Source organism: Variovorax sp. FW301-JW7 (assembly GCF_058788795.1).
The window spans coordinates 25952-51187 of the sequence record NZ_JBYTBC010000002.1; the positions used below are offsets into that span (position 1 = coordinate 25952).

27 protein-coding genes are annotated in these 25236 nt (G+C 69.1%); 8 read left to right on the top strand and 19 right to left on the bottom strand.

From position 1 onward, the window contains the following. Positions 1 to 19: 19 nt before the first annotated feature. The 14 genes from AC3WQM_RS05070 to AC3WQM_RS05135 form a co-directional block, all read right to left on the bottom strand. Entirely contained in the window at positions 20 to 778 is a 759-nt protein-coding gene (locus AC3WQM_RS05070) for an SDR family NAD(P)-dependent oxidoreductase (RefSeq protein ID WP_492677216.1), read from the bottom strand. Continuing rightward, entirely contained in the window at positions 778 to 2829 is a 2052-nt protein-coding gene (paaZ, locus tag AC3WQM_RS05075; RefSeq protein ID WP_492677217.1) for a phenylacetic acid degradation bifunctional protein PaaZ, read from the bottom strand. Before paaZ ends, AC3WQM_RS05070 begins: the two co-directional genes overlap by 1 nt. A 58-nt stretch (positions 2830 to 2887) precedes the next feature. Then, positions 2888 to 3619, bottom strand: coding sequence for an ABC transporter ATP-binding protein (locus AC3WQM_RS05080; RefSeq protein WP_095743875.1), 732 nt, complete (start codon positions 3617 to 3619; stop codon positions 2888 to 2890). Beyond that, positions 3616 to 5517: a branched-chain amino acid ABC transporter ATP-binding protein/permease gene (locus tag AC3WQM_RS05085; RefSeq protein WP_492677218.1), complete on the bottom strand. Its 1902-nt coding sequence runs from the start codon at positions 5515 to 5517 to the stop codon at positions 3616 to 3618. The genes AC3WQM_RS05080 and AC3WQM_RS05085 overlap by 4 nt, the downstream gene beginning before the upstream one ends. Next, positions 5514 to 6542, bottom strand: coding sequence for a branched-chain amino acid ABC transporter permease (locus tag AC3WQM_RS05090; protein WP_062478648.1), 1029 nt, complete (start codon positions 6540 to 6542; stop codon positions 5514 to 5516). The genes AC3WQM_RS05085 and AC3WQM_RS05090 overlap by 4 nt, the downstream gene beginning before the upstream one ends. Positions 6543 to 6718: 176 nt before the next feature. Next, positions 6719 to 7864: an ABC transporter substrate-binding protein gene (locus AC3WQM_RS05095; RefSeq protein ID WP_070063655.1), complete on the bottom strand. Its 1146-nt coding sequence runs from the start codon at positions 7862 to 7864 to the stop codon at positions 6719 to 6721. A gap of 53 nt (positions 7865 to 7917) precedes the next feature. Beyond that, positions 7918 to 9012 carry a 1,2-phenylacetyl-CoA epoxidase subunit PaaE gene (gene paaE / locus AC3WQM_RS05100; protein ID WP_492677219.1) on the bottom strand — a complete coding sequence of 365 codons (1095 nt, stop codon included), beginning with the start codon at positions 9010 to 9012 and terminating at the stop codon, positions 7918 to 7920. A gap of 12 nt (positions 9013 to 9024) precedes the next feature. Next, complete coding sequence (paaD, locus tag AC3WQM_RS05105) at positions 9025 to 9555, bottom strand: 1,2-phenylacetyl-CoA epoxidase subunit PaaD (protein ID WP_492677220.1); 531 nt, start codon at positions 9553 to 9555, stop codon at positions 9025 to 9027. Next, on the bottom strand, positions 9549 to 10328 hold the full coding sequence (gene paaC / locus AC3WQM_RS05110) for a 1,2-phenylacetyl-CoA epoxidase subunit PaaC (RefSeq protein WP_492677221.1): 780 nt from the start codon (positions 10326 to 10328) through the stop codon (positions 9549 to 9551). Before paaC ends, paaD begins: the two co-directional genes overlap by 7 nt. Before the next feature lie 17 nt (positions 10329 to 10345). Continuing rightward, positions 10346 to 10642, bottom strand: a complete 297-nt coding sequence (gene paaB, locus AC3WQM_RS05115) for a 1,2-phenylacetyl-CoA epoxidase subunit PaaB (RefSeq protein ID WP_070063652.1) — start codon at positions 10640 to 10642, stop codon at positions 10346 to 10348. Beyond that, on the bottom strand, positions 10639 to 11649 hold the full coding sequence (gene paaA / locus AC3WQM_RS05120; protein ID WP_492677222.1) for a 1,2-phenylacetyl-CoA epoxidase subunit PaaA: 1011 nt from the start codon (positions 11647 to 11649) through the stop codon (positions 10639 to 10641). The genes paaB and paaA overlap by 4 nt, the downstream gene beginning before the upstream one ends. Before the next feature lie 40 nt (positions 11650 to 11689). Continuing rightward, positions 11690 to 13000 (bottom strand): phenylacetate--CoA ligase PaaK, encoded by a 1311-nt coding sequence (gene paaK, locus AC3WQM_RS05125; RefSeq protein ID WP_492677223.1) that lies wholly within the window; start codon positions 12998 to 13000, stop codon positions 11690 to 11692. A 14-nt stretch (positions 13001 to 13014) separates the two neighbouring features. Then, the gene (gene paaI, locus AC3WQM_RS05130; RefSeq protein ID WP_056578139.1) at positions 13015 to 13461 is read right to left on the bottom strand and encodes a hydroxyphenylacetyl-CoA thioesterase PaaI; all 447 of its coding nucleotides are present in this window, start codon (positions 13459 to 13461) and stop codon (positions 13015 to 13017) included. Position 13462: 1 nt separating this feature from the next. Continuing rightward, the gene (locus AC3WQM_RS05135; RefSeq protein ID WP_369631633.1) at positions 13463 to 14266 is read right to left on the bottom strand and encodes an enoyl-CoA hydratase-related protein; all 804 of its coding nucleotides are present in this window, start codon (positions 14264 to 14266) and stop codon (positions 13463 to 13465) included. Between the two features lie 149 nt (positions 14267 to 14415). On the opposite strand from AC3WQM_RS05135, the gene AC3WQM_RS05140 reads away from it, so the two are divergent. Then, positions 14416 to 15018, top strand: a complete 603-nt coding sequence (locus AC3WQM_RS05140; protein WP_492677224.1) for a phenylacetic acid degradation protein PaaY — start codon at positions 14416 to 14418, stop codon at positions 15016 to 15018. Positions 15019 to 15089: 71 nt separating this feature from the next. After that, the gene (locus tag AC3WQM_RS05145; protein ID WP_492677225.1) at positions 15090 to 15734 is read left to right on the top strand and encodes a TetR/AcrR family transcriptional regulator; all 645 of its coding nucleotides are present in this window, start codon (positions 15090 to 15092) and stop codon (positions 15732 to 15734) included. Here the strand turns inward: AC3WQM_RS05145 and AC3WQM_RS05150 are convergent. Beyond that, a complete protein-coding gene (locus AC3WQM_RS05150) occupies positions 15716 to 16519 on the bottom strand; it encodes an SDR family NAD(P)-dependent oxidoreductase (RefSeq protein ID WP_492677226.1) in 804 nt (267 codons plus the stop codon). The two genes, AC3WQM_RS05145 and AC3WQM_RS05150, sit on opposite strands and share 19 nt — an antisense overlap. A gap of 151 nt (positions 16520 to 16670) precedes the next feature. On the opposite strand from AC3WQM_RS05150, the gene AC3WQM_RS05155 reads away from it, so the two are divergent. Next, positions 16671 to 17264: a TetR/AcrR family transcriptional regulator gene (locus tag AC3WQM_RS05155; RefSeq protein ID WP_492677227.1), complete on the top strand. Its 594-nt coding sequence runs from the start codon at positions 16671 to 16673 to the stop codon at positions 17262 to 17264. On the opposite strand, the gene AC3WQM_RS05160 is transcribed toward AC3WQM_RS05155, so the two are convergent. From AC3WQM_RS05160 to AC3WQM_RS05175, 4 genes are read right to left on the bottom strand one after another with little or no spacing between them, the layout of a single operon-like run. After that, entirely contained in the window at positions 17248 to 18285 is a 1038-nt protein-coding gene (locus AC3WQM_RS05160) for a VWA domain-containing protein (RefSeq protein ID WP_492677228.1), read from the bottom strand. The two genes, AC3WQM_RS05155 and AC3WQM_RS05160, sit on opposite strands and share 17 nt — an antisense overlap. Continuing rightward, positions 18282 to 19277 carry a DUF58 domain-containing protein gene (locus AC3WQM_RS05165; RefSeq protein ID WP_062478616.1) on the bottom strand — a complete coding sequence of 332 codons (996 nt, stop codon included), beginning with the start codon at positions 19275 to 19277 and terminating at the stop codon, positions 18282 to 18284. The genes AC3WQM_RS05160 and AC3WQM_RS05165 overlap by 4 nt, the downstream gene beginning before the upstream one ends. Further along, entirely contained in the window at positions 19258 to 20283 is a 1026-nt protein-coding gene (locus tag AC3WQM_RS05170; protein ID WP_070063644.1) for an AAA family ATPase, read from the bottom strand. The genes AC3WQM_RS05165 and AC3WQM_RS05170 overlap by 20 nt, the downstream gene beginning before the upstream one ends. A 24-nt stretch (positions 20284 to 20307) precedes the next feature. Further along, entirely contained in the window at positions 20308 to 21306 is a 999-nt protein-coding gene (locus AC3WQM_RS05175; RefSeq protein WP_492677229.1) for a S1C family serine protease, read from the bottom strand. 88 nt (positions 21307 to 21394) lie between these two features. On the opposite strand from AC3WQM_RS05175, the gene AC3WQM_RS05180 reads away from it, so the two are divergent. The 5 genes from AC3WQM_RS05180 (at position 21395) to AC3WQM_RS05200 (ending at position 25231) form a co-directional block, all read left to right on the top strand. Further along, positions 21395 to 22255: a TatD family hydrolase gene (locus AC3WQM_RS05180; RefSeq protein WP_492677230.1), complete on the top strand. Its 861-nt coding sequence runs from the start codon at positions 21395 to 21397 to the stop codon at positions 22253 to 22255. A 130-nt stretch (positions 22256 to 22385) separates the two neighbouring features. Further along, complete coding sequence (locus tag AC3WQM_RS05185) at positions 22386 to 22895, top strand: hypothetical protein (RefSeq protein WP_492677231.1); 510 nt, start codon at positions 22386 to 22388, stop codon at positions 22893 to 22895. Positions 22896 to 23056: 161 nt separating this feature from the next. Next, the gene (locus AC3WQM_RS05190; RefSeq protein WP_492677232.1) at positions 23057 to 23878 is read left to right on the top strand and encodes a methyltransferase, TIGR04325 family; all 822 of its coding nucleotides are present in this window, start codon (positions 23057 to 23059) and stop codon (positions 23876 to 23878) included. A 40-nt stretch (positions 23879 to 23918) separates the two neighbouring features. Further along, the gene (locus tag AC3WQM_RS05195; RefSeq protein ID WP_492677233.1) at positions 23919 to 24452 is read left to right on the top strand and encodes a DNA-deoxyinosine glycosylase; all 534 of its coding nucleotides are present in this window, start codon (positions 23919 to 23921) and stop codon (positions 24450 to 24452) included. Continuing rightward, positions 24452 to 25231, top strand: a complete 780-nt coding sequence (locus AC3WQM_RS05200) for a class I SAM-dependent methyltransferase (protein ID WP_492677234.1) — start codon at positions 24452 to 24454, stop codon at positions 25229 to 25231. The genes AC3WQM_RS05195 and AC3WQM_RS05200 overlap by 1 nt, the downstream gene beginning before the upstream one ends. Positions 25232 to 25236 lie beyond the last annotated feature (5 nt).

A 25236-nucleotide genomic window follows, 5' to 3' on the forward strand; every position in this document is an offset into this window, starting at 1 on the left:
CCCGCGCGGTCGGTGTGGCTCAGCCGGAGATCGAAAACCCGCCGTCGACCGGGATGGCGGTGCCGGTCACGTAGTCGGAGGCGGCGCTGGCCAGGAACACGGCGGTGCCTGCGATGTCCGAGGGCTGGCCCCAGCGGCCGGCGGCGGCGCGCGCCTTCACGCGCTCGTACAGGCCCGGGATCTGGGTGCGTGCGCCGTCGGTCAGCTCGGTCTCGAACCAGCCCGGCAGGATGGCGTTGACCTGGATCTGGTCGACCGCCCACGAGAGCGCGGTCGACTTGGTGAGCTGCACGATGCCGGCCTTGCTCGCGGCGTAGGCCGGGGCGTAGGGCGCGCCGAAGATCGACATCATCGAGCCGATGTTGATGATCTTGCCGCCGCCCGCGGCCTTCAGATGCGGGTGCGCGGCGCGGCTGCACAGGAAGGCGCTGGTGAGGTTGGTGTCCATCACCTGGTGCCACTCGGCCAGCGCGAGTTGGTCGACCGGCTTGCGCACCGTGGTGCCGGCGTTGTTCACGAGGATGTCGAGCCGGCCGCAGCGCGCGGCGACCTCGTCGAAGGCCTTCTGCACCGAGGCTTCGTCGGTCACGTCGAGCGCGAGCGCGAAGCTGTCGCTGCCCAATGCCTTCAGCGATTCGACCGCGGCGGCCGACTTCTGTGCATTGCGCGCCGCAATGACGACGCGGGCACCGGCCTTCGCGAGGCCCTGCGCCATGCCGAGGCCGATGCCGCCGTTGCCGCCGGTAACGAGCGCGACTTTGCCTGTGAGATCGAACATCAAGGGGTTGCTGGTTTCTTGGAGACGAGCGTCAGGATATCGTAGCTAGCGACCAGCTCGCCGAGCTGGTTGGTCACCTCCACGTCCCAGGCCACCACGCCCTGGCCCTGGCCGCTCGCGTCCTTCTTGTTGCGGTCGATCTTGCGCTTGCAGGTCAGGCGCGCCTGGATGGTGTCGCCGATGCCCACGGGCTTGACGAAGCGCAGCGTGTCCAGGCCGTAGTTGGCCAGCACCGGGCCGGGCGAGGGCGACACGAACAGGCCCGCGGCCGCCGACAGCACGAAGTAGCCGTGCGCGATGCGCTTGCCGAAGGGCGAGGCCTTGGCCGCCTCTTCGTCGAAGTGCATGTAGAAGTAGTCGCCCGAGATGCCGCCGAAGGCGACGATGTCGGCCTCGCCCACGGTGCGGCGGTGCGTGAGCAGCGAATCGCCGATGCGCAGTTCTTCGAAGTAGCGGCGGAAGGGATGCACCTCGCTCTCGCGCAGCGCGGCGCCGCGCACGTGCTCGCCGGTCACGGCTGCGAGCATGGTGGGCGAGCCCTGCAGCGCAGCGCGCTGCAGGTAGTGCTTCACGGCGCGCAGGCCGCCGAGCTCTTCGCCGCCGCCCGCGCGGCCCGGGCCGCCGTGCTTCAACACCGGCAGCGGCGAGCCGTGGCCGGTCGATTCGGCGGCGGCCTCGCGGTCGAGCACCAGCAGGCGGCCGTGCCACGCGGCAGCGACCGGGATGGCCTTGGCGGCGGTGGCCGGGTCGCGCGTGACCAGCGTGCCCACGAGGCTGCCCTTGCCGCGCGCGGCCAGCGCCAGCGCTTCGTCGATGCCGTCGTAGGGCATGAGCGTGCTGACGGGGCCGAAGGCCTCGACGTCGTGCGCCGCATCGTGTTCGAGCGGCTTGCGGCTCAGCAGCAGCGTGGGTGCGAAGAACGCGCCTTCGCTCACGCCGTCGCCCACCGGCGAGAAGCCGTCGCGTTCGCCGTACACCAGCTCCGCGCCCTGCAGCAGCGTGGCGACGCGCTCGGCCACGTCGGCCTGCTGGTCGCGCGAGGCGAGGGCGCCCATGCGCACGTCTTCGCGCGACGGATCACCGATGACGGTCTTGGCCAGGCGGGCGCGCAGCTTCTCGGCCACCGCATCGAGGTGCTGGCGCGGCACGATCGCGCGGCGGATGGCGGTGCACTTCTGGCCGGCCTTGATGGTCATCTCGCGCGCCACCTCCTTCACGAAGAGATCGAACTCCTCGTCGTCGGGCGTCACGTCGGGCGCGAGGATCGCGCAGTTGAGCGAGTCGGCCTCGGCATTGAACGGGATCGACTGGCGCACCAGGTTCGCGTTCACGCGCAGCTTGGCGGCGGTGTCGGCCGAGCCGGTGAAGGTGACCACGTCGGGCCCTTCGAGGCGGTCGAGCAGGTCGCCCGTGCTGCCGATCACCAGTTGCAGGCTGCCTTCGGGCAGGATGCCCGACTGCACGATGAGCTTCATCAGCGCCTCGGTGAGGTAGCTGGTGGCCGTGGCCGGCTTGCCGATGCAGGGCATGCCCGCCAGGAAGCTGGGCGCGAACTTCTCGAGCAGGCCCCACACCGGGAAGTTGAAGGCGTTGATGTGCACCGCCACGCCGCCGCGCGGCACCAGGATGTGCGTGCCCGCGAAGCCGCCCTTCTTGCCCAGCGGGAAGGCCGGGCCTTCGTGCACGAGGTTGCCCGAGGGCAGCTCGTTGGTGCCGATGCTGGCGTAGGCGCTGAGCGTGCCGGCGCCGCCCTCGATGTCGATCCAGCCGTCGGCGCGCGTGGCACCCGTGTGGGCCGACACGGCATACAGCGCTTCCTTGTTCGCGGCCAGGTACTTGGCCAGCGCCTTCAGGCGCTCGGCGCGCTGCTGGAAGTCGAGCTTCATGAGCGCGGGGATGCCGACGCGGCGCGCGTGTGCCAGCGCTTCGGCGAAGTCGATGGCCTCGGCGTGCGTGCTCGCGACGGCCTGGCCGTTGACGGCGCTGCGCAGCGATTGGGCGGCTTGCTGGCCGATCCAGCGGCCGGCGATGTAGCTTTGAAGGGTGGTCATGGCGCGTGTCCTTTGAAGAGGGAAGGCGCAGCGGCGCAGTGCGCGCGCTGCGCGGGGGTCATTTCTTGTTGCCGATGCCCAGGTAGGTATCGATGATTCGCTGGTCGTGCAGCAGATCGCCGGCATTGCCTTCGAGCGCCACGGCGCCCATCTCGAGCACATAGGCGCGGTCGGCCACCTGCAGGGCGGCGCGGGCGTTCTGTTCGACCAGCAGCACCGACACGCCGTGCTTGCGCAGCTGCGACACCACGCGCAGCACCTCGCGCACCACCAGCGGGGCCAGGCCCAGCGAAGGCTCGTCGAGCATCAGCAGGCGCGGGCGCGCCATCAGTGCGCGGCCGATGGCCAGCATCTGGCGCTCGCCGCCCGAGAGCGTGGAGGCCATCTGCGGACGGCGTTCCTTCAGGCGCGGAAAGATCTCGAAGATCTCGTCCATGCGCGCGCGCTGGTCGCGCTGGCCCTTGCGCCATTGATAGAAGCCGCCGAGCAGCAGGTTGTCTTCGACCGACATCTCGCCGAACAGCTCGCGCCGCTCGGGCACCAGCGCCACGCCGCGCGCCACCATGGTCTCGACGCCGGGGCGCGCGATGCGCTCGCCGTCGAGCGACAGCTTGCCGCTCGACTGGAGCAGGCCCATGGCCGCGCACAGCAGCGTGGTCTTGCCGGCGCCGTTGGGGCCGATCACGGTGACGATCTCGCCCTCGTTCACGTGCAGGCGCACGCTGTGCACCGCCTCGACGGTGCGGTAGGCGACGCAGAAGTCTTCCAGTTGAAGAATGGGGTGGCTCATCGGGCGTCTTCCAGCAGTTCGTCGTCGGCGCCGCCCAGGTAGGCCTCGAGCACGCGCGGGTTGGCCTGCACTTCGGCCGGCGTCCCGGTGGCGATCACGGTGCCGAACTCCAGCACGGTGATGCGGTCGGCGAGGTTCATCACGAACTCCATGTCGTGCTCCACCACGAGGATGCCCAGGCCTTCGGCGCGCAGCTGGCCCAGCAGCTCGGAGAGTGCGCGCTTTTCCAGGTGGCGCAGGCCGGCGGCAGGTTCGTCCAGCAGCAGCACCGACGGCTGGCCGGCGAGCGCGCGGGCGATCTCGACCACGCGCTGCTGTCCCAGCGAGAGCGAGGCGGCCGGCGTGTCGGCGTGCGCGCCGAGGCCGCAACGCTCGATCTGCTTGCGGGCTTCGGCCATCAGCGCGGCCTCTTCGGCGCGGTCCAGCCGCAGCATCGCCGCGAGCCAGCCGCGCCTGGCGCGCAGGTGCGCGCCGAGCGCCACGTTCTCGACCACGCTGCGCTGGCCCAGCAGGCGCACGTGCTGGAAGGTGCGGCCCAGGCCGCGCGCCGCAAAGGCGCGCGAGGGGCGGCCCGACATGGCGTCGCCTTCGAGCCGCACTTCACCCGAGCTGGGGTCGTCCACGCCCGAGATCATGTTGAAGAAGGTGCTCTTGCCCGCGCCGTTCGGTCCGATCAGCGCGTGGATCTCGCCGGCCTTCAGCGTCATCGAGATGTCGTTGTTGGCGATGAGGCCGCCGAAGCGCTTGCTGACCGCGTCGGCCTGCAACAGCATCGTGCCTGCCGCCGGCAGCACGCGCTGCGCGAGCTGCGCCGCCGGTGCGGCTGCGTTGGCGGCGGGCGCCTTGGCGACCGGCCGCACCCAGCGGCTCACGAGCCGCGCCAGCGTGGGCCACAGGCCGTCGGCAAAGCGCTGCAGCACGAACAGCATCAGCAGGCCGAACACCACCACTTCGAAGTTGCCGCTGGTGCCCAGCAGCGCGGGCAGGATGTCCTGCAGCTTCTCCTTCAGCAGCGTGATCAGCGTGGCGCCGAGCACCGCGCCCCACAGGTGGCCCGCGCCGCCGACCACCGCCATGAACAGCATCTCGATGCCGATGTTCAGGTTGAACGGCGTCGGGTTCACGAAGCGCTGCATGTGCGCGTAGAGCCAGCCCGACACGGCCGCCAGCAGCGCGGCCAGCACGAACAGCTTGATGCGGTGGCGTGCCGTGTCCACGCCCATCGACTCGGCCATGAGCCGGCCGCCCTTGAGCGCGCGGATGGCGCGGCCTTCGCGCGAGTCGAGCAGGTTGTGCAGCGCCCACAGCGCCAGCAGCAGCACGGCCCAGATCACCACGCCGAGCGCGCGCGGCGAGGCCAGCGAGATGCCCGCCACCACCAGCGGCGGCACGCCCGTGATGCCGGTCTGGCCGCCCAGGAACTCCATGTTGCCGAGCAGGAAGTACAGGCTCAGGCCCCAGGCGATGGTGCACAGCGGCAGGTAGTGGCCCGACAGCTTGAGCGTGACTGCGCCGAGCGCCCAGGCCAGCGCGAAGGTCAGCACCAGCCCGAGCAGCAGGCCCAGCCACGGCACCAGCGCCGAACCGGCCATGCCGCCCAGCCAGCCCGCGGCCGTGGGCGAGGTGCAGATCCACGCGGTGGCATAGGCGCCCATGCCGACGAACGCGGCCTGGCCGAAGGAGGTCATGCCGCCCACGCCGGTCAGCATGACCAGCCCGGCGGCCACCAGCGCGTACAGGCCGATGTTGCTGAGCACCGCGACCGTGAAGTCGGGCAGCCAGCCCCAGGCCAACGCGAGCGCCACGATGCACACCAGCGTGAGCGTGCGCGGCGTGACCAGCGGACGGCCCGCGTGCGCGGCGGTGGCGGTCGAAGATGAAGTCGACGGCGCGCTCATTCCTCGTCCTCCACATGATGGCTGCGCAGCGAACGCCACCACAGCACCGGAATGATCAACGTGAACACCAGCACTTCCTTGTAGGCGCTGGCCCAGAATGAAGAGAAAGCCTCCAGCAGGCCGACCAGCAGCGCGCCCGCGAGCGCCAGCGGGTAGCTCGCGAGCCCGCCGACGATGGCGGCCACGAAGCCCTTCAGGCCGATGAGAAAGCCGGTGTCGTAGTAGACCGTGGTGATCGGGGCGATCAGCAGGCCCGACACCGCGCCGATGAGCGCCGCGAGCGCAAAGCTCAGGTCGCCGGACAGCTCGGTGGGAATGCCCGAGAGCCGCGCACCCACGCGGTTGATGGCCGTGGCGCGCAGCGCCTTGCCGACCATGGAGCGGCCGAAGAACCAGAACATGGCGATCACCAAGAGCAGCGTGACGCCCACCACCACGAGCGACTGGCCGCTCACGGGGATGCCGCCGATGTCGAAGCGCACGTCCGAGAACGGCGTGGTGCGCGAACCTTCGGCACCGAAGAAGAACAGGCCCAGGCCGACCAGCACGCCGTGCAGCGCGACCGAGACGATCAGCAGCATCAGCACCGTGGCGTCGGCCAGCGGGCGATAGGCCAGGCGATAGAGCAGTGGGCCCAGCGGCGCGATCAGCACCAGCGTGGTCACCGCCTGCATGGTCATCGACGTGGGCTTGAGGCCCAGCACCAGCACCGCGGCGATCGCCGGGAAGGCCACGCACCAGGTGAAGGCCGAGCGCCAGTCGATGGTCGCGCCGCGCTTCCAGCGCCACACCTCCACGGCCAGCGCCATGACGCCCAGCGCCACCAGCAGCCACAGCGTGGCCGGCGTGCGCCCGCCCTGCAGCGCCGCCATCGAGAGCGCGCCGAAGGCGACGAACTCGCCCTGCGGAATGAAGATCACGCGCGTGACCGAAAACACCAGCACCAGCGCGAGCGCCATCAGTCCGTAGACCGCGCCGTTCACGATGCCGTCCTGCCCCAGCAACAGGGCAATCTGCAAGTCCATATGAAAACCTTCGGGCGGGGCCCGTGTGTCGAATCAGTGTCCGTATGACGCCTTCCCCCTCTGGGGGAAGGTTGGGATGGGGGCAGCCACTGCGTTCAAGGCTGCGCGGCATTCAAAGCCGTCGTGCCCCCACCCCGGCCCTCCCCCAGCGGGGGAGGGAGCAAGTCAGAGAACGTTCAGGGCTGGAATTTCCAGGCGCCGTTTTCGATCTTCACCATCACGCGGGCACGCTGGTCCAGACCCAGGTGATCGGCCGCCGTCATGTTGAACACGCCGTGCGCGCCCGACACGTCCTTGGTCTGCTCGAGCGCGTCGCGCAGCGCGGCGCGGAACTCGGGCGTGCCCGGCTGGGCCTTCTTCAGCGCGACCGGCACGGCCGAGCTCATCAGGAGGCCCGCGTCCCAGGCGTGGGCGCCGAAGGTCGAGACCGTGCCCTTGCCGTAGGCGGCTTCATAGGCGGCGACGTAGGCGAGCGCAGACTTCTTCACCGGGTTGCTGGCGGGCAGCTGGTCGGCCACGAGCACCGGGCCGGCCGGCAGGAAGGTGCCGTCCACGTCCTTGCCGCCCACGCGCAGGAAGTCGGCGTTGGCCACGCCGTGCGTCTGGTACATCTTGCCGGTGTAGCCGCGCTCCTTGAGCGTCTTCTGCGGCAGCGCGGCCGGCGTGCCGGAGCCGGCGACCAGCACCGCGTCGGGCTTGGCCGACATGAGCTTCAGCGCCTGGCCGGTGACCGAGGTGTCGGAGCGCGCATAGCGTTCGTTGGCCACGATCTTGATCTTCTTCAGGTCGGCGGCTTTGGCGAACTCCTGCGACCAGCCTTCGCCGTACGCGTCGGAGAAGCCGATGAAGCCGACCGTCTTCACGCCGTTGGCGGCCATGTGCTCGGCGATGGCCAGCGACATCATGATGTCGTTCTGCGGCGTCTTGAAGACCCACTTCTTCTTGGCGTCCATCGGCTCGATGATGCGGGCCGAGGCGGCCACCGAGATCATCGGCGTCTGCGCCTCGCTGGCCACGTCGATCATCGCGAGCGAGGCCGGCGTGGTGGTCGAGCCCAGGATCACGTCGACCTTGTTCTCGGCGATCAGCTTGCGCGTGTTGTTCACGGCGGCCGTGGTGTCGGAGGCATCGTCCAGCACGATGTAGTTGATCTTCTGCCCGCCGATCGTCTTGGGCATCAGCGCGATGGTGTTCTTCTCGGGAATGCCGAGCGACGCCGCCGGCCCGGTGGCCGAGATGGTCACGCCGACGTTGACGTCGGCCCAGGCCGAGAGGGCCGTGGCGCACAGGGCGGCGATCAGCAGGGGCTTGAAGAATTTCATGGTTGGTTTGTCTCCGGGTTGAAAGGGGAAAGGCCGAGGAAAAAGCCGTGCGTTCAGCGCTCGTCGAAGGACAGCGTGACGCGTTCGGTCAGGGGGTGGGCCTGGCAGGTCAGCACGAATCCCGCGGCCACCTCATTCTTGTCGAGTGCGAAGTTTCTTTCCATGCGGACTTCCCCGTCCACGCACTTCGCGCGGCAGGTGCCGCACACGCCCGAGGTGCACGAGAACGGCACCTCGAGCCCGGCCGCCGACGCCGCATCGAGGATGCTGGGCTGGCCCTCGGTGTAGGTGATCTCGCGCTGCAGGCCGTCGCGCACGATGGTCACGCGCGCCTGCTTGGCGTCGCCCGGCTGCGCCTCGTGCACCACCGCGCCGACCTGGTTGGCCGAGGTGGCCGAGGGCAGCGCGACGCCGAAGCGCTCGATGTGAATGCGGTCTTCGGGCACGCCCGCGGCGAGCAGCGCGGCCTCGGCCTCGTCGTTCATCTGGAACGGGCCGCACACGTACACGTGGTCGATCTGCGCGGCGGGCACCACCGAGGCCAGGAACTCGCCGATCTTCTCGCGGTTCATCACGCCGAAGCCCAGCGGCGAATCGGTGTGCTCGTCGGAGAACACGTGCTGCAGCACGAGGCGCGTCATGTAGCGGTTCTTCAGGTCCTCGATCTCTTCCTTGAACATCGTGGACTGCAGCTGGCGGTTGCCGTAGATCAGCGTGAAGCGGCTTTGGGGCTCGCGCGCCAGCACGGTCTTCATGATCGACAGGATCGGCGTGATGCCGCTGCCGCCCGCGATGCCCACGTGGTGGCGCGCGGCCTCGGGCTCGATGGGCACGAAGAAGCGGCCTTGCGGCGCCATCACCTGCAGGCTGTCGCCGGGTTGCAGGTGGGCGTTGATCCAGTTGGAGAACACGCCGCCGCGCACCTTGCGCACGCCGACGCGCAACTCGCCGTCGTCGATGCCGGCGCAGATCGAATAGGAACGGCGCAGGTCCTGGCCGTCGATGTCATGGCGCAGCGTGAGGTACTGGCCCTGCGTGAAGCCGAAGACTTCGCGCAGCGCGGGCGGCACCTCGAACGAGACGATGACGGCCTCGTGCGTGTCGGGCTCGATGGCCTTCACGCGCAGGGGGTGGAAGAGGGTGCTCATCGTGGGCGTGCCTCAGATAGGCTTGAAATGTTCGAAAGGTTCGCGGCAGGCCATGCAGCGGTACAGGGCCTTGCACGCCGTGGAGCCGAAGGCCGACAGGCGCTCGGTGCGCTCGCTGGCGCAGCGCGGGCAGGCGATGCGCTCGCCGGCCATGCGGCCGAACAGCTTGATCGGCACGGCGGTGTTGGAGGCCTGCTCGGGCGTGAGGTGCGCGGGCGGGGCGATGCCGTAGGCCTTGAGCTTGTCGCGGCCTTCGTCGCTGATCCAGTCGCTGGTCCAGGCGGGCGCGCGGCGCAGCGTGGCGCGCGCGCGGCCCAGGCCCGCGTGCTCGATGGCGGCCAGCACGTCGTGCTCGATGGCTTCGGTCGCGGGGCAGCCCGAGTAGGTCGGCGTGAGCACGATCTCCAGCCCGTCGTCGTGCTCGATCACCTCGCGCACGATGCCCAGGTCGCAGACCGACACGGCCGGCACCTCGGGGTCGGGCACGGTGTGCAGCACGGCCCACGCCGCATCGACACGCGACGCCAGTGCGTTCGTCACCACACGCCCCCGGGGAAGCTGCGCTGCAGGTGCTGCATCTCGGCCAGGATGTAGCCCATGTGCTCGCTGTGCACGCCGTGCTTGCCGGTGCTGCGGAAGGCGGCTTCCTTCGGCATGGTGAGGCCGGCGGCGTCGAGCACCTGCTGCATCTCGGCCAGCCACGGTTCGCGCAGTTCGCTCCAGGCCGGGCCGAGGCCGCTGGCGCTGGCCTGCGCATCGACGTCGTCGCTGTCGAACAGCTCGGGCACGTAGAGCCACAGCTGCTTGAGCGCCTTCTCGGTGCGGCGGCGCGATTCGTCGGTGCCGTCGCCCAGGCGCACGACCCAGTCGGCCGAGTGCTGCTGGTGGTAGCGCGCTTCCTTCAGCGCCTTGCCGGCGATGGCGGCCACTTCGGCGTCGCTCGACGCGGCCAGGCGTTGCCACAGCAGCTTGAGCAGCGTGGCGACCATGGTGTTGCGCAGCACGGCAAAGGCGAAGTCGCCGCGCGGCAGCTCGACCAGCGTGAGGTTGAAGTAGTCGCGCTCGTCGCGCAGGTAGGCGAGCTGGTCTTCGTCGTGCGCGCGGCCGGCGCCTTCGAGCTGGCCGGCGTGCGTGAGCACCGCGCGGGCCTGGCCGACGAGGTCGAGCGCGATGTTGGCCATCGCGATGTCTTCTTCGAGCACCGGTGCGTGGCCGCACCATTCGCCCAGGCGCTGCGCGAGCACCAGGCAGGTGTCGCCGATGCGCAGCAGGTAGTGCACGGCGGGCGTGCGGTTCAGTTCGATCGAGGCTTGCATGGCGTGCCGTTCCTGGCTCACATGTGGTCCACGGACTTGGGCAGTGCGTAGAAGGTGGGGTGGCGGTACACCTTGTCTTCGGCCGGGTCGAAGAACATGTCCTTGTCGCCCGGGTCGCTGGCCACGATCTGGTCGGAGCGCACCACCCAGATGCTGCTGCCTTCCTGGCGGCGGGTGTAGACGTCGCGCGCCATCTGGATCGCCATCTTCGGATCGACCGCGTGCAGGCTGCCGCAGTGCTTGTGGTCCAGGCCGGCCTTGCTGCGCACGAACACTTCCCACAGGGGCCACTCTTGCTTCATTTCGGTGCTCATGCTGCTTCCTTCAAAGGTTGTTTGTTGGCGTGGGCCATTGCGGCTTCGCGCACCCAGGCGCCGTCGTCCCAGGCGTCCACGCGGGCCTGCAGGCGTTCGCGGTTGCAGGGACCGTCGCCGGCGATCACGCGCCAGAATTCGCTCCAGTCGATGACGCCGAAGTCGTGCGCCTGGCGTTCTTCGTTCCACTTCAGGTCGGGGTCGGGCAGCGTCACGCCGAGGATCGCGGCCTGCTCGACGGTGGCGTCGATGAACTTCTGGCGCAGCTCGTCGTTGCTGAAGCGCTTGATGCCCCAGCGCATCGACTGCGCCGAGTTGGGCGACTGGTCGTCCGGCGGGCCGAACATCATGATCGAGGGCCACCACCAGCGGTTGACGGCGTCCTGCACCATGGCTTTTTGCGCCTCGGTGCCGTGGGTCATCATGGTCAGCAGCGACTCGTAGCCCTGGCGCTGGTGAAAGCTCTCTTCGCGGCAGATGCGGATCATGGCGCGCGCATACGGTGCGTACGAGCAGCGGCAGATCGGCACCTGGTTCATGATGGCCGCGCCGTCGACCAGCCAGCCGATGGTGCCCATGTCGGCCCAGCTGAGCGTGGGGTAGTTGAAGATCGAGCTGTACTTGGCCTTGCCCGTGTGCAGCGCGTCGAACATCTGGTCGCGCGAGGTGCCCAGCGTTTCGGCGGCGGCGTACAGGTACAGGCCGTGGCCGCCTTCGTCCTGCACCTTGGCCAAGAGGATGGCCTTGCGCTTGAGCGTGGGCGCGCGGCTGATCCAGTTGCCCTCGGGCAGCATGCCGACGATTTCGGAATGCGCGTGCTGGCTGATCTGGCGCACCAGCGTCTTGCGGTAGTGCTCGGGCATCCAGTCTTTCGCCTCGATGAAGTCGCCCGCGTCGATGCGCGCGTCGAAGCGTTCCTCGAGACGCAGCTCGTCGGCGGAGCGCACGGCCTTCTGCTTGCCGTCGCCTGCGTCCTTGCCCATCGTGTCCATGGCCTGGGTGTACATGTGCGTGTCCTTTCGGTGCGGTGTGTGGGGGCGCGGGCGCTCAGCGCGGGCGCGTGTCGACGACGCGCCGGGCCTTGCCGGTCTGCGTGCGTTCCATTTCGTCGGGGCCGTGCACGACCACGCGGGTGGAGATGCCGATGAGCGTCTTCACGCGGTGCTGCACCCACTCGGAAATCGCGTTGCGGTCGGCCGCGGCGGCTTCGTGCGGCGTGAGTTCGCAGTGCACCTCGACCTGGTCGAGCAGGCCTTCGCGGCTCACGCGCACCTGGTACAGGCCGGTGAGGGCGCTGTGCGCGAGCACGATCTCTTCCACCTGCGTGGGGAAGACGTTCACGCCGCGGATGATCATCATGTCGTCGCTGCGCCCGACGATCTTGCCCATGCGGCGGAACGACCGCGAGGTGGGCGGCAACAGGCGCGTGAGGTCGCGCGTGCGGTAGCGCACGATGGGCATGGCCTCCTTGCTCAGCGAGGTGAAGACCAGTTCGCCTTCTTCGCCGTCGGCCTTCAGCTCGCCGGTCTCGGGGTCGATGATCTCGGGATAGAAGTGGTCTTCCCAGATCACCGGGCCGTCCTTGCTCTCGACGCATTCGCTGGCCACGCCCGGGCCCATCACTTCGGAGAGGCCGTAGATGTCGACGGCGTCGATGCCGGCGCGGGTCTCGATGTCGCGGCGCATGGCTTCGGTCCACGGCTCGGCGCCGAAGATGCCGACCTTGAGCGAGCTGTCTTTCGCGTCGAGGCCCTGGCGCTCGAACTGCTCGATGATCACCTGCATGTAGCTGGGCGTGACCATGATGATGTCGGGCTTGAAGTCCTGGATGAGCTGGACCTGCTTCTCGGTCTGGCCGCCCGACATCGGGATGACGGTGCAGCCCGCGCGCTCGGCGCCGTAGTGCGCGCCCAGGCCGCCGGTGAAGAGGCCGTAGCCGTAGGCGACGTGGATCATGTCGCCGGGCCGTCCGCCCGCCGCGCGGATCGAGCGCGCGACCAGGTCGGCCCAGGTGTCGATATCGTTCTTGGTGTAGCCCACCACGGTCGGCTTGCCGGTGGTGCCCGATGACGCGTGGATGCGCGCCACCTGCGTGCGCGGCACGGCGAACATGCCGAAGGGGTAGTTGTCGCGCAGGTCGGTCTTCACCGTGAACGGGAATTTCGACAGGTCGGCCAGCGATTTCAGGTCGTCGGGGTGCACGCCCTTGGCATCGAAGGCCTGGCGGTAGTGCGGCACGTGGTCGTAGGCGTTGCGCAGCGTGGCGCGCAGGCGCGTGAGCTGCAGGGCGGCGATCTCGTCGCGGCTGGCGGTTTCGATCGGGTCGAGGTCGCCGGGGGCGGGGCGTTTCACGGTCATGGTGGGGTGTCTCCTCAAGCGGCCGGGACGGCCGGCCGGCCCTTGGCGGTGTAGGAGCGACCGCGGAACATCGCGATGCGCTCGCCGCGCTGGTTGGTGATTTCGGTGTCGTACACGCCGGTGCGCCCGGCCTTGGAGACTTCGAAGCAGCGCGCGGTGAGCACGTCGCCCTCGCGCGCCGGCGCGAGGAAGTCGATGGCGAAGCCCGAGGCCACGGTCAGCTCGTTGTACGAGTTGCAGGCGAAGGCGAAGGTGGAATCGGCCAGCGTGGCCATGAAGCCGCCGTGGCAGATGGCGTGGCCGTTGAGCATGTCGGGGCGCACGCGCATCTCGAGCGTGGCCTGGCCGGGGCCGACCTCCACGATGCGCATGCCCAGGCCCTTGCTGGCGTTGTCGTTCGCGAACATGCCGTCGCGCACGAACTCGGCGGTCTGTTGCGGGGTGCGGGAAGCGTCGGTCATCTCAGCGGTCCTTGAACACCGGGGCGCGCTTGGCGCGGAAAGCCTCGACACCTTCGCGGTAGTCGTCGGCGTTGCCCATCTCGCGTTGGATGCGCGCTTCTTCGGCAAGTGCCGCGCCCAGGTCGAGGTTTTGCGCGGCGGCCATCGCTTCGCGGGTGGCAACGAGTGCGCGCGTGGGCATGCCGGCCAGGCGCGCCGCCAGCGCGGCGGCGGTGTCGGCCAAGGCCGCGTCGTCCACGCACTGCCAGATGAGGCCGATGCGCGCGGCGTCTTCGGCCGGGAGCTTGTCGCCCAGCATCGCGATGCCCAGCGCGCGCGCCGGGCCCACGAGGCGCGGCAGCAGCCAGGTGCCGCCGGTGTCGGGCACGAGGCCGATCTTGGTGAAGGCCTGGATGAAGCTGGCCGAGCGGCCGGCCACGACGAGGTCGCAGCACAGCGCTAGGTTGGCGCCCGCGCCGGCCGCCACGCCGTTGACGGCGGCAACCACCGGCACCGGCATCGAGCGCAGGCGTGCGACCAGCGGGCCGTAATAAGCAGAGATGACGTGGCCCAGGTCCTTGGGCGCGGCGCCCGGCGTGGGGTCGGGTGCGACCGACGGGTCGGCCAGGTCCTGCCCCGCGCAGAAGGCGCGGCCGGCGCCGGTGAGCACCACGCAGCGCACGCTGCTGTCGGCGGCAGCGGCTTCGAGCGCGGCCAGCAACTCGGCATGCAACCCGGTCGTGAAGCTGTTGAGCGCCGCGGGGCGGTTCAGGCTCAGCGTGCGGACGGCGCCGCTGTCGCTGATGAGTACCAAAGGCTCAGTCATGCGTGTCTCTTTCATCCTTTGTGGGGCCGTATCGGCAGGCAAACACTATTGACCGACCGTTCGGTTGATTTTAGGATCGACCTCGATTCCGGCACAAGCGGGGTGCATTCAGGGCAAACCCTGAGACTCGCAAAAAACAAGGAGACCGAATGCCCAGCTATTCCATCGACGGCGTGATTCCTGTCGTCGACCCGAGCGCCTACGTGCATCCCACGGCCGTGCTGATCGGCGACGTGATCGTCGGCCCCAACTGCTACGTCGGCCCCTGCGCCAGCCTGCGCGGCGACTTCGGCCGCATCGTCTTGCAGGAGGGCGCCAACGTGCAGGACCACTGCTGCATCCACGGCTTTCCCGACAACGACACGGTGGTGGAGGTCAACGGCCACATCGGCCACGGCGCGATCCTGCACAGCTGCATCGTGCGGCGCGATGCGCTGGTGGGCATGAACGCGGTGGTGATGGACGAGGCCGAGGTGGGCGAGAAGGCCATCGTCGCGGCCTGCGCCTTCGTGCCCGCCGGCATGAAGGTGCCCGCGCGTTCGCTCGCGGCGGGCATCCCGGCCAAGGTGCGGCGCGAACTCAGCGACGAAGAGATCGCCTGGAAGCTCGAGGGCACGCAGACCTACCAGGCGCTGACGGTGCGCAGCCTGGCCAGCCTGCACGAGGTGGCGCCGCTCGCCGAGGTGGAAAGAGACAGGCCGCGCCTGCCCGCCACCGACGTGAAATCCCTGATCGCCACCCGCCGCGGATAGCCCTGCGGCTTCATGCAAGATCGCGACTGCTGCAACCCAGCAACCGACAGACAACCCAGGAAGAAGACCCGATGCCGCGTGGAAGATCCGCCACCTACGACGACCAGCGTGAACTGATCCTCGCGCAGGCCGCCCAGCTGTTCGCCCGCCGCGGCTACCCCGCGACCTCGATGAACCAGGTCGCCGAGGCCTGCAACCTGTCGAAGGCCACGCTCTACCACTACTACAAGGACAAGAGCAGCCTGCTCATCAGCATCGCCGAGACGCACGTCTCGAAGCTGGCGGCGTTGGTGGCCGAGGAAGAGGCCCAGCCGTCCACCGACGAGGAGCGCCTGCGCCGCTTCATCTACCGCATCGTCGAGGAGTACGCCGGCGCGCAGGACGCGCACCGCGTGCTCACCGACGACGTGCGCTTTCTCGAGGACGAAGACCGCGAGCGCGTGCTCGACCAGGAGCGCGCCGTGGTCGCCGGCTTTGCGCGCGCCGTGTCGGCGCTGAGGCCCGGCGCGCCGAGCGACGAGCTCGCCAAGCCGCTGACCATGCTGCTGTTCGGCATGATCAACTGGATGTTCACCTGGATGAAGCCCGGCGGCCGGCTCGACCACGCGGCCATCGCGCCGATCGTGGCCGACCTGTTCCTGGGCGGCGTGGGGGCGGTGAAGCTGCCGGACCCCGCGGCGACCCCCGCCGGAGCCGATCAGGCTGCTGCCAGGTAGCGCGTGGCCGGCTTGCCGGTCTGCGACGCACCGAACAGGGTGGCGCCCGCCTCGGTGAACGCCGCGAGCAGCTTGGCCTCGTTCACCGAGGGCAGGGTGATCGGCTCTCCCAGGTCGAGCCCGGCCAGTGCGGCATCCACGCAGTCTTCGGCGGCCATGATCGTGCCTTCGGCCAGCGTCGACATCGGCACGCCCGACAGCTCCCAGATGTCGGTGGCCGTGGCCGCCGGCAGCACCAGCTGCACCTTCACGCCGGTGCCCGCCACTTCGTCCTGCAGTCCGCGCGTGAACGCGACCACGAAGGCCTTGGTGCCGCTGTAGATGCTGCTGATCGGCAGCGTGTGGAAGCCCAGCACCGAGCCGACGTTCACCAGCGTGCCGCGGTTGCGCGAGGTGAAGGCGGTCAGCGCGGCGCGGCTCAGGTGCGCGAGCGCGTTGATGTTCACGTCGAGCATGCTTTGCAACTGCGCGGGCGTGGTCTGCGCCACGGGCGCGAGCGTGGAAATCCCGGCGTTGTTGACCAGCAGCGTGACCGACGGGTCGGCGGCCACGGCCTGGGCCACGCGTTCGAGGTCGCTGTCGCTGGCCAGGTCGGCGGCCAGCGTCTGCACCTTCACGCCGTACCGGGCGCGCAGCTCGGCCGCGACTGCTTCCAGCAGCTCGGCGCGCCGCGCCACCAGCAGCAGGTCGTGGCCGCGGCGGGCCAGGCGGTCCGCATAGATCTTGCCGAGGCCGGCCGAGGCGCCGGTGACGACGGCGGTGCCGGGGGTTGCTCGATCGCTCATTTCGAATCCGTTCAAAAGGGTAGGGATGGGTCGGAAAAGCCGTTTGCACTGCAAGCATGATGATCATCATGTTTGAGGTGGCGAAGCATGACGACTATCATGAATAGCGTCAAACGGGGGATCGAAGTACCCCGCAACAGAAAGAGGTCACATGCGCTACCCCGCAGCAGAAACCGCCGAAAAGCACCAGAAGATCCTCGAGGAAGCGTCGCGCCTGTTCAAGGAGCGCGGCTTCGGCGTGAGCGTGAGCGAGGTCATGAAAGCCACCGGCCTCACGCACGGGCCCTTCTACAACCACTTCGATTCGAAGGAGGCGCTGATGGCCGAGTGCATCACGCACTCCGCGGTGTCCGCGCTCGCCGACCTGGATACGGCCGGCGAAACGCCCGAAGGCATGCGCGCCTACGTGCAGGCCTACCTGAGCCACGAGCACCGCGACGCGCGTGCCGAGGGCTGCCTGGTGGCGGCGTTCGCCGGCCAGGCGGGCAACGGCGAAGGCGTGAATGCGTCGTTGACGGCGTACCTGAAACTCGTCATCGACCGCTTCACCCGCCACTTTCCATGGCGCGCGAAAAAGAATGCACGGGGCGATGCGATCCGCACGCTGGCATCGATGTACGGCGGCGTGGTGATGGCCCGCGCGGTGGACGACGAGGCGTTGTCGGAAGAAATCCTGCGCGAGGTGCTCGCCGGCCTCGAGGCAGCGCCCCAGCCTCGCGCTTCGCGCGCTAAAGAATCCGGTTGAACCAGAGCAGCGACAGCCCCGCCGACAGCAGCGTGAGCACCGCCGCGCCCAGCGCGAACAGCGCGGAGATCTCGGTTTCCTTCTTCTCGACCGTGAGCCTGGAGCTCAGCGTTTCGTAGACCTTCTTCAGGTCGCTCGCGGTGCCGGCGTAGAAGTACTCGGCGCTGGTCTTGTTCGCGATGGCCTTGAGGGTTTCTTCGTCGAGCCGCACGCGCATCGACCAGCCTTCGAAGCCGATGGTCTCGCCGTCGACCGTGCCCACGCCCACCGTGTAGATGCGCACGCCGCGGTCGGCCGCGGCCTTGGCGGCGTCCAGCGGGTCGACGCCGGTGGTGCGTTGGCCGTCGGTCAGCATGATGATCGCGGCCGAGGTGAACGAGCCGGGCGCCACGGGCGTGAACTCTTTCAGCTGCTTCTCGTTCTGGTCGATCGGGATGCCGCGCTGGCGGCTGGGCGCGCTGAACTGCGAGATGTCGATGCCCGCGTCGGGGAACAGCGTGGCGAGCGACACCACGATGGCGTTGCCCGTGGCCGTGGCGCGCTGCAGCTGGAAGCTGTCGATGGCCGTGACAAGGTCGTCGTGGCTGGTGGTGGGCAACTGCGCCACCTGCGCGCTGCCCGCGAAGGCGACGATGCCCACCTTCACGTGGCGCGGCAGGTCTTTGATGAAACTCTTGGCCGCCTCCTGCGCCGCCACCAGCCGGTTGGGCAGCACATCGGCCGCGCGCATGCTGCCCGACACGTCCATCGCCAGGATGATGGTCTGCTGGTTCGAGGGCAGCACCACCACCGCCATCGGCCGCGCCGCCGCCACGAGCATCGCGGCCATGGCCACCAGGAACAGCAGCGGCGGAATGTGGCGCCGCAGGCTCTGGCCCGGGCCCATGGCCTCGCGCACGATCGACAGGCTGGCGTAGCGCACCGCCATCTTCTTCTTGCGGCGGATCAGCCAGACATACAGCAGCACCAGCAGCGGCAAGGCCGCCAGCAGCCAGAGGAATTGAGGCCAGAGGAATGTCATGCCGCCACCACCGCCTTCCCGCCACCCGCTGCGACGCCGCGGACCCGGCGCTTGCGCAGGTCCGCGAATCGCACGATGGCTTCGACCAGATCGTCGTTGGTCGAGAGTTCGAGGGCGTCGACGCCGGCCCGGGCCAGCGACTCGCGCAGGGTGGTCTCGCGCTCGGCGGCCAGCCGCGCGAAGCGTTTGCGGAACCCCGCGTCATGGGTGTCGACCCACAGCTGCTCGCCGGTCTCGGCGTCGCGCAGCGGCACCAGGCCGAGGTCGGGCAGCTCGAGCTCGAGCGGATCGAACAGGCGCACGGCAATCACTTCGTGCCGCTGCACCAGCTGGCCCAGCGGGCGCTCCCAGCCGGGCTCGCTGAGAAAGTCGGACACCACGAACACGGTGGAGCGGCGCGGCATGAGCGCGGCGGCGGAGGTCAGCAGGTCGGCCAGGCGCGTCATGCCCTTCTGCGCGGGCGCGGCCTCGGCCTGGTGGGCGCGCTTTTCCATGGCGTGCAGCAGGTGCAGCACATGGCGGCGGCCGGTGCGCGGCGGAATCACGGCCTCGAGGTCGCGGCCGTAGACCAGCGCGCCGACCCGGTTGCCGTGCCGTGTGAGCAGCCGCGCGAGCACGCCGACGAAGCCGGCCGAGATCTCGCGCTTGGCCTTCAGGCCCGAGCCGAAATCGACCGAGCGGCTCAGGTCGAGCACGAACCACGCGGCCATCTCGCGGTCTTCGGTGAACACGCGCACGTGCGGCGTCTGCAGCCGCGCGGTGACGTTCCAGTCGATGTGGCGCACGTCGTCGTGGTGCTGGTACTCGCGCAGGTCGGCCAGGTCGAGGCCGGTGCCGCGCATCAGCGTGCGGTAGTCGCCCTGCAGCAGGCCGTCGAGGCGGCGGATCACGGTCCATTCGAGCCGGCGCAGCGCGCGTTCGGCCCCGCCGGCTTCGATCGCGAGCCGGTCGTCGTTCGCGGCCTCGGGGGCCTTACGCCACCAGCTTTTCATGTTCCAGAGGTTTGGGAGGAGCGGGAACGGCCTTCATGATCTTCTCGATCAGCCCGTCGGGCGTGAGCCCTTCGGACAGGCCTTCGTAGGACAGCGTCACGCGGTGGCGCAGCACGTCGGGCACCAGCGCGCTCATGTCTTCGGGCAGCGCGTAGCTGCGACCGCGCAGCAGCGCCAGGGCGCGCGCGCCTTCGGTGAGGCTGATGCTGGCGCGCGGGCTGGCGCCGAAGGTGATGAAGCGGCGCAGGTCCTTCAGGCCGTGCTTCTCGGGCGTGCGCGTGGCCGACACCAGCTTCACGGCGTACTGGATCAGCGAAGGGTCGACGTACACGCGCCGCGCCTCGGCCTGCAGTTCGGCCAGCTGTTCGGTGGTGGCGACCGGCGTGGCCGAGACGGGCGGGCCGATCACGCGCTGCACGATCACGAACTCTTCCTCGTCGCTCGGGTAGTCGACCATGACCTTCATCATGAAGCGGTCGACCTGCGCCTCGGGCAGCGGGTAGGTGCCCTCGGTCTCGATCGGGTTCTGCGTGGCCATCACGAGAAAGGGGCGCGGCACCTTGTGCGTCTCGCCGGCGATCGTGACCTGGCGCTCCTGCATCACTTCGAGCAGCGCGCTCTGCACCTTGGCCGGCGCGCGGTTGATTTCGTCGGCCAGCAGCAGGTTGGCGAACACCGGGCCCAGCGAGGTGCTGAACTCGCCCGTCTTCTGGTTGTAGATGCGCGTGCCCACGAGGTCGGCCGGCACCAGGTCCGGCGTGAACTGGATGCGCTTGAACTGGCCGCGCACGGTGTCGGCCAGCGTCTTGATGGTGAGCGTCTTGGCCAGCCCCGGCACGCCTTCGACCAGCAGGTGCCCGCCCGCGAGCATCGCGACCATCACGCGCTCGAGAAAGCGGTCCTGCCCCACGACCACGCGCTTCACCTCATAGAGGATCTGCTCCATCAGCTCGGCGGTGGCGGGGGCGGTTGCAAAGGTCGACGAGGTCGGGTTTTCTGTGCTCATGCGAAGGGCTTTCTTTCGAAGAAATCAGAAAGGCGGCGAGCCTGCTGCCGAGGCGGCGTTCTCGATCGGCACCGCGAAGGCGATGCCGATGAAGGTGCGCTGTTGCGTCGGGTTGAGGATGGCGGTGACGATGCCCAGCACTTCGCCGTCCATGTTGATGAGCGGCCCGCCCGAGTTGCCGGGGTTGGCGGCGGCGTCGAACTGGATCAGGTTACCCAGCTCCTGCTTGCCCTCGGGCGAGCGAAAGGAGCGCTTCAGGCCCGACACCACGCCGGCCGACACAGAGGGCCCGATGCCGAACGGAAAGCCCACCGCGGCCACCTGGTCGCCGGGGCGCAGGTCGGCGGTGGAGCGCATCACGGCGGGGATCAGGTCGTCGGGAATCTTCTGCGCCTGCAGCACCGCGAGGTCGTTCTCGGGCTGCACGCCGGTGATGACGGCGATGGCCTCCAGGCCGTCGGCGAAGGTGACCTTGATCTTCTCGGCGCCGGCGACCACGTGCAGGTTGGTGAGGATCACGCCCTTGTCGACGATCACCACGCCCGTGCCCACGCCGCGTTCGACCTCGCCCGGCGTGCCGCCGTCGGCGGGCGCTTCGGGCGGCTTGCCCTTGGCCATGTTGCGGCCGCGCTTCTGGGTCCTGGCTTCGGGCGTGGCCTTCTCGGGGCCGTAGCCGACCACGCGAACCACCGAGGGCCGCACGATGTCGGCGGCCTTGGCAGCCGGTGAGGGCAGGGTGTTGGTCTGCAGCGTGCGCAGCACGGCGGCGTCGATGTCTTTCTGCGTGAGTGCCTTGGCGCCGTGGCGCGGTGCCCAGAAGGCGCCGCCGGCGGCGATGGCGATGCAGGTGACGGTGAGCAGTGCGAAGGCGCGGCGCCCGGGCTGCCAGCGTGCGCGCGGTGGTGGGGCTGGCACGGCGTCGGCCCCGGCCACAGCCGCGGCATCCGCCGGCGACCCGGCCGCCGGTTCTGCGGCCGGCGGCAGCGTGCGGGGCGAGCGGCTGTAGAAAGCGGGCCTGCGCATCGGAGAACCTCCGGCTAATAAGACGCGAGAAGGAGTTCACAGTAGCACGCTTTCCGCGCCTGTGCATCCCTTCGGGCATCATCGCGCGATGGCTGCGTTTGTCGATACCCACTGTCACCTCGATGCGCCCGAATTCGGTGCCGAGATGCCCGTCATCCGCGCCCGCGCAGCGGCGCAGGGCGTGGTGCTGTGCGTCATTCCGGCGGTGGCGGCCTTCAACTTCGCCACCGTGCGCGAACTGGCGCACGCGCAGGGCGACGCCTACGCGCTGGGCATCCACCCGCTGTGCACGGGGCAGGCGAGCGACGCCGACCTGCACACGCTCGATGCCGAACTGCATGCGCGGCGCGACGACCCGCGCCTGGTGGCGGTCGGCGAGATCGGGCTCGACTACTTCGTCGAAGGCCTGGACGCCGACAAACAGGAACGCTTCTTTCACACTCAGTTGCAACTGGCGCGCAAGCACGGACTGCCCGTGCTCATCCATGTGCGGCGCTCGGTCGACAAGGTGCTCAAGCACCTGCGCCAGACCGCGGGCGGGCGGCCGTGGCAGGGCATCGCCCACGCATTCAACGGCAGCGAGCAGCAGGCGCAGGCCTGCATCGAGATCGGCCTGAAGCTGGGCTTCGGCGGCGCCGTGACCTTCGAGCGCGCGCTGCAGCTGCGCCGCCTCGCGGCCACGCTGCCGATGGACGCACTGGTGATGGAAACCGACGCGCCCGACATCCAGCCGCACTGGCTCTACCGCACGCAGGCGCAGCGCGAGGCGGGCCAGGCGCAGGGCCGCAACGAGCCCGGCGAGCTGCCGCGCATCGCCGAAGTGGTGGCGCAGCTGCGGGGCATCGACATCGCGTCGCTGGCTGAAAACACCACGCGCAATGCGGTGGCAGCCCTGCCGAAGCTCCAAAGTCTGCTGAACGTGTCGGAGGGGCGTCCGCCTGCCGCGTAGGTCAAGTTCCCGACTTGCGCCAGCGCAGGTCATCGGGCCGGTTTTGCTGTCATCCTTGAAGTTCGAAGTGGCGTTGGTTGTCCAGTGGCACTGTCGTCACTCCGCACTTCACTCAAAAAAGGAGTCTTTCATGACCACATCTTTTGTTCGCACCCTGCCCGTCGCGCTCGCACTGGCGCTGGCCTCCATCGGTGTCTCGGCCGTCGCGCAAACCGCCGCGGCGCCCGCCACGGCGCAGCCCGCTACGGCCCAGCCTTCCACGGTCGAGAAGGTGAAGGAAGCCGGCAAGGACGCCGTCGATGCCACCGCACGCGGCACGGAAAAGGCCTGGGACGCCACCAAGAGCACGACCAAGAAGGCCGTGAACGCGACCGAAAGCGGCGCCGAGAAGGCCTGGGATGCCACCAAGAGCGGCACCAAGAAGGCAGCCAACGCCACCGAGCGCGGCACCAAGAAGGCCTGGAAGGCCACCAAGCACACCACCAAGAAGGCGACCGCCGCCACCAAGAATGCCGCCGTGAAGACCGGCGAGGCTGTCGAGAATGCCGGCCACAAGACGGCCGACGGCATGCGCAGCGCCGGCAAGGCGATCGGCGAGAAGGTGCCGGGCACGGCCGAAAACGAAGCGGCCAAGAAGTAAGTCACCCATCCCGATGCCGGACCTGTTCCGGCCTTCGCGAAAGAACCCGCTTCGGCGGGTTTTTTCATGGCTGCCCGCAGCAAGGGGATGGTGTGCTCGTAGTCAGGTGACGACACTACGCTGGACAGGCTCCGCTTTCCGGCGGAATGATGGAGAAGGACGTGACTCACTCCAGCGCCTCGCAAGTCGTACGGCAAATCCTCGAGGGGCCGGTCACCCGCCCGGCGCTGCTGCGCTGGCGTCGCCAGCAGTTTCTTTCCGAGGCCGGTTTCGGCAGCTACTTCGGCGTGTTCGATTCCTTCGCGCAGGCGCGCGACTGGCTGCCGGCCAGCCCGGAGTTCGACCACGCGGCGCTCGCGGCCGAGTACGTGGACGTGCGCACGAAGAAGGTGTTCCCCTACGACTACCCCGTGATGTGGTGGCTCGACCGCGCGTTCAGGGATGGCGCCACCCGCGTGCTCGACATCGGCGGCTCGGTGGGCGTGCACTTCTACGCCTACCGCCGCTATGTCGAGATGCCGCGCGGCTTGTCCTGGCGCGTCGTCGAAGTGCCGGCCATCGCATCGATCGGTCGGGACATGGCCGAGCGTCCCGGGGCCGAGGCCGATGGCCTGAGCTTCACGGGCGACCTGGAACATGCCATGGGCGGTGGCGACGACATCTGGATCGCCGCCGGTTCCCTGCAGTATTTCGAGAACGCGCGTCCCGGCGAGTTGCTTCGGCACTGCGCGGTGCGGCCCCGCCATCTCCTGCTGAACAAGCTCCCGCTGCATGACGGCCAGGACTACGTCACGGCGCAGAACATCGGAGCCGGTTGCTTCTCGCCGGTGCACGTCTACAACCGCAAGCACTACGTCGAAGAGATCGAGGCGCGCGGCTACGTCCTGCGCGACCAATGGCCGGTGCTCGAGCGCTCGCTGTACCTGCCGGGCTTTCCCGAGCGCTGTGTGCCGCAGTTCAGCGGCCTGTACTTCGTGCGCTGAGCGGCGCCGGGCAGGCGGCGGCGGTGGCACGATACCGCCCATGAAGCCTTCCGCCGCACCCGATGCCGCCACCGCCGCCGCCCTGCTCACCGGCCTGCCGCCCATCGTCTCGCCACAGACCGTTGTGCTCGTCCTCGGCAGCTTCCCCGGGGTCAGGTCGCTCGAGCGGCAGCAGTACTATGCACACCCCCAAAACCAGTTCTGGAAGATCTTGCAAGCCGTCTGGCCCGAAGTCCCCTTGCCGTCGGGCGTAGACAGCTACGCGCAGCGCTGCCGCTGGCTGCTCGACCGTGGCCTGGGCGTGTGGGACGTGTACGCATCCTGCGAGCGCGAGGGCAGCCTCGATTCGGCCATCCGCGCGCCGGTGGCGAACGACATCGCCGGCCTGCAACTGCCGAAGCTCGCCGCCATCGCGCACAACGGCGGCGAGAGCTTCAAACACGCACGTCACACGCGCACCCTCGGCGTGCCGGTCTATTCGCTGCCATCCACCAGCCCCGCCAACGCGTCGTGGTCCTTCGAGCGCAAGCTCGCGGCCTGGCGCGAGGTCTTCGTTGCCCACCACCTTCTCTGATGGCTTCCTCCGCAAACAAGAAAACCCTCGTCCTCCCCGAAGTCAATTTTTCCGACTGGGGCGACATCCGCTACCTGCACCTGGGCACCGAATGGGTCCAGGGCTCGATGAAGCTCGACGCACCCTTCGAGATCGAACTCGAGTACGTGCAGCGCATGATGGCCTGGCTGCTGTTCGTCGACAGCAAGGGCGTGGGCAACCGCCACGCGATGCAGCTGGGCCTGGGCGCGGCCACGCTCACCAAGTTCAGCCGCAAGACGCTGCGCATGCGCACCACCGCGGTCGAGCTGAACCCGCAGGTGGTGTCGGCCTGCCGCGGCTGGTTCAAGCTGCCGGCCGACGACCTGAAGCTGCGCGTGGTGATCGCCGATGCGGCCGAGGAAATCCGCAAGCCCGAATGGCTGGGCACGGTCGACGCGCTGCAGGTCGACCTGTACGACCACGAGGCGGCCGCACCGGTGCTCGACAGCGAAGACTTCTATGCCGACTGCCGCGCGCTGCTCACCGAAGACGGCTGCATGACGGTCAACCTGTTCGGCCGCTCGTCGAGCTACGAGCGCAGCCTCGAGAAAATCGCCGCCGCCTTCGGTGCCGATGCGGTCTGGGCCTTCAAGCCGACGCGCGAAGGCAACACGGTGGTGCTGGCCCAGCGCACGGCGTCGCGCCCGAAGCGCGAGGTGCTTGCCGAGCGCGCCCAAACCATCCAGACTCGCTGGGGCCTGCCCGCGCCGAAATGGCTGCGGGTGTTCAAGCCGATGACGCTTTCCCTCACCACCTGATTCCC